At 29.1% G+C, this 3270-nt stretch carries 4 protein-coding genes; all 4 read left to right on the top strand.

Annotated features, from left to right (window positions below; genetic code table 11):
* The first annotated feature begins 449 nt into the window (after nucleotides 1-449).
* The gene (locus tag Q0C22_RS01090; protein WP_291490245.1) at nucleotides 450-1187 is read left to right on the top strand and encodes a hypothetical protein; all 738 of its coding nucleotides are present in this window, start codon (nucleotides 450-452) and stop codon (nucleotides 1185-1187) included.
* 253 nt (nucleotides 1188-1440) lie between these two features.
* Nucleotides 1441-2331 carry a cation diffusion facilitator family transporter gene (locus Q0C22_RS01085; RefSeq protein ID WP_291490244.1) on the top strand — a complete coding sequence of 297 codons (891 nt, stop codon included), beginning with the start codon at nucleotides 1441-1443 and terminating at the stop codon, nucleotides 2329-2331.
* 232 nt (nucleotides 2332-2563) lie between these two features.
* Entirely contained in the window at nucleotides 2564-2950 is a 387-nt protein-coding gene (locus Q0C22_RS01080; RefSeq protein ID WP_291490243.1) for a DUF302 domain-containing protein, read from the top strand.
* Nucleotides 2951-2970: 20 nt separating this feature from the next.
* Nucleotides 2971-3270 (top strand): YHS domain-containing protein (locus Q0C22_RS01075; RefSeq protein WP_291490242.1); only part of this gene is annotated, 300 nt, incomplete at its 3' end.

The raw sequence follows: 3270 nt of genomic DNA, 5'->3' as shown, positions 1-3270 counted from the left end.
ATGTGCCAAAAGACATAAAACTTTTAATAAAAAATACAAACGATAGAGAAAAACTGAGAAGTTTACATAAGATTGCAATCAAAGCCCAAAGCTTGGATGAAGTAAAAAACGCTCTCCAAAAATAATTTATTTACCTCATTAGGCTAAAGTAAACGTATAAAATCATTTTAATCTAAGCCTACTTTGAAAAACTATAAAACTTTCAAAATGCCTTTTAAATAATATTTCTAAAAATATCAGTTTAACTGGATAGCGGGTCATTTATACGATTTTAGGTATTTTAGGGTAAATGGCTTAAATAATAGTCTGATTTTACTTGTTAAAAATATTTGGTTTGTGTAGTATTGTTACTTACAAGTAATAATTTGCAGGAGCGTATTTTTTGTTTTGTGAATGTCTACACAACCGGTATAAGAGAAATTTGTGTAACATTAAGGGAGTAAAAAAAGATGAGAGTGAGTTATAAATTCACAAGAGAGGAGAGAAAGAAGAGAGAGAGTTTTGAATTAACAAAAAAGTTTTACGATACACTTCAAAAGGAATTAAGAAAAATAGAGCAAAACTTTCTTATTCTAACGGTGCAGCTTATTGTTTCTTTAGGTGTATACTGGTATGGCATTGATTTATATTATAAGCACAAGTATTCTGCAATATTGGTAATTGCTTCTGTATTGGCTATTTTTGTTTTAATTGTGATGTGGTTTTCTTCTAATATATTCGCATATACCTACCGATCGAATCAAATAGTTTTATCAAAAATTGAAAGAAAATTTTTGCTTTGTGGCGAGATAGTCCCAGAAAATTGGTGTAGAATTAAAAACCAAGAAAACAATAACCAAGAAAACAATAAGGATAAGAGTAAATTTATTGATACGCCAGAAATATACAAGTTTTTCAAATTAGCTGCATTTTGCACAGGTTTACTTATAGTTGTGCTAGATTTATGTTTAATCAAATTTGCAGAAATATGGCAATGTATAATTATATGCCCTTTACCTTTAGTTGTTTTACCTTTAGTTGTAATAATAGTATTTTTTGCGTTTAGTTTTTGTTGGTTTAGATGGGGAAATAATTTTTTAGAAAAATTATTGAATAAACTATGCAATAAATCCTATGCTGACAGATTAAATGAACTAAAGAAAGGAGAAGAGAAAAAACGAGAGGAAGAAGAAAAAGAAAAAAATTAAACATCACAATCACTAACACATAAGTTGTTCCCTTTTGAAGGGGATCAGCTTTATCTATTTTAGGATAAAGTGGCTTAAATAATAATCTGATTTTGCTTATTAAGAACATTGTTTACGTGTATCATTTTTATGAGCAATAGTTGCAAAAACATGTTTTTTGTTTTATTAGTGTCTATATGACGGATATGGGAGAGTTGCGTAAAATGGGAATAGGAAAATTAAAAAATTTAATTAACAAAAGAAAAACAGTTTAATGCATAGTATTTACTCTCAAAGCAAAAGTGTACTTTTTGTCGTTTTTATAAACTTTTTTGTAAGTTGCTGCGAAATTGTAGGTGGATTATTGTCTGGTAGTTTATTATTGGTAAGCGATGCTCTACATAATTTAAGCGATTCAATGTCCGCAATCTTTAGCTATATTGCAATTACACTAAGCCGTAAAAAAGCAGATAAAAAGTATACGTTTGGTTATGCAAGAGCAGAAATTTTAGCAGCTTTTGTTAATTCAGGCGTGTTGTTTATTGTAACGCTCTATATTATTTACGAAGCTATATTGCGATTGATATCGCCTAATAAAATTTTACCTGTAACAATGTTAATATTTGCTTTGGTAAGTTTTATAGGAAATTTGCTTAGCACAATTATCTTATACGCTCATTCAAAGTCGAGTATCAATATGAAATCCACTTATTTGCATATGCTTGGAGATGCAGTTGGTTCTTTTAGTGTAATTGTCGGTGCTGTTTTAATAATGTACTTAAAGATTTACAGAATAGATTCTATTTTAACTATTGCAATCTCAATTTATTTGCTGAAAGAATCTGTAAAATTGATTATTAAATCGGCAAAGATTTTAATGGAAGCATCACCTGACTCGTTTGATTTAGATGAAATCAAAAATACAATTCAATCTATTTCTGAAGTAAAAAATGTTCATCATATTCACACCTGGTCTATATCGGATAGAGATATATTTTTAGAACTCCACATAGAGCTTGAGGATATACCTTTAGAAAAAACTGAGATTATAAAACAAAAAGTTCAAAATCTTTTAAAGGAAAAAGGCGTAACACATGTAAATATACAGTTTGAAACAAAAGGCTGTTCTTCTAAATCTATCTTATGTGAGGAACAGATCTGGTAGAAAATCTTTAATGAAAGCTTTGTTTAGAAAAACTTTATCATAACAAATACGAGCAAATATGCATCATAAAAGTTATCAGCCATACCCACTCACCTTGCTATTTAAAACTATTTGCTAATTTGATAATTACTGTAAGAATCATTAAATAGCGTTGCAAAAATTAATACTTGACAATATCAAAATTAATTGTATATTGTAAGTATCCCCACTCCAGGGGGTAAGGGGGTTCGCAATGAAACTAATAGACAGGAAAGTTACAAAAGAAAACAAAGAGCTATTGATTGGTAACTTGAAAGAGGAGAGTCTAAAGGAAGGATTTTCTATTTTATCTGAGTATAATTTTAACACAATATTGGAAAAAAAAGGTTTTCAAACAGATAAAAAAGCGTATATTTTAGAAATATGCAATCCTTCTATTGCAAAGGAAGTGTTATTTTTAGATCCCATTGCTGGCATCAATCTTCCTTGTAAGTTAGGTGTATTTGAAAAAGACGATGGTTATCATGTTATCTATATGGATCCAGAATCTTTGGTAGAAGATAAACATCTAAAAATTGTATTGGCAAGCATATCCAGATCTTTAAATAGCATTGTAGATAAAGCCATGCAATTAAATTAAATTAAATTTTTGGAGGATTTATGGAAGAGACAAACAATCAAATTTTAGTCAAACATAAAGACCCAGTATGTAACATGTGGGTATTGGAATCTGATGCTAAAGTGTTGATTAACTATAATGGAGTAGATTACTATTTTTGTTCCATAGAATGTGCAAAAACATTTGAATCTGAACCATTGAAATATATACAAAATGAAAATTCTTCTTTAAAAGATCAAAAGTTAAATACTGCACACAAAAGCTCTAGCCAAGACAGCGTACATTTTATGAATCATCAAGACACAACAAACACTAATGTTAATCAAAAGCATAAGTGCTGT

This window comes from Desulfurella sp., from assembly GCF_023256235.1.
In the GTDB taxonomy this organism is placed as follows: Bacteria; Campylobacterota_A; Desulfurellia; order Desulfurellales; family Desulfurellaceae; genus Desulfurella.
This window is presented reverse-complemented; position numbering and strand designations above follow the sequence as displayed.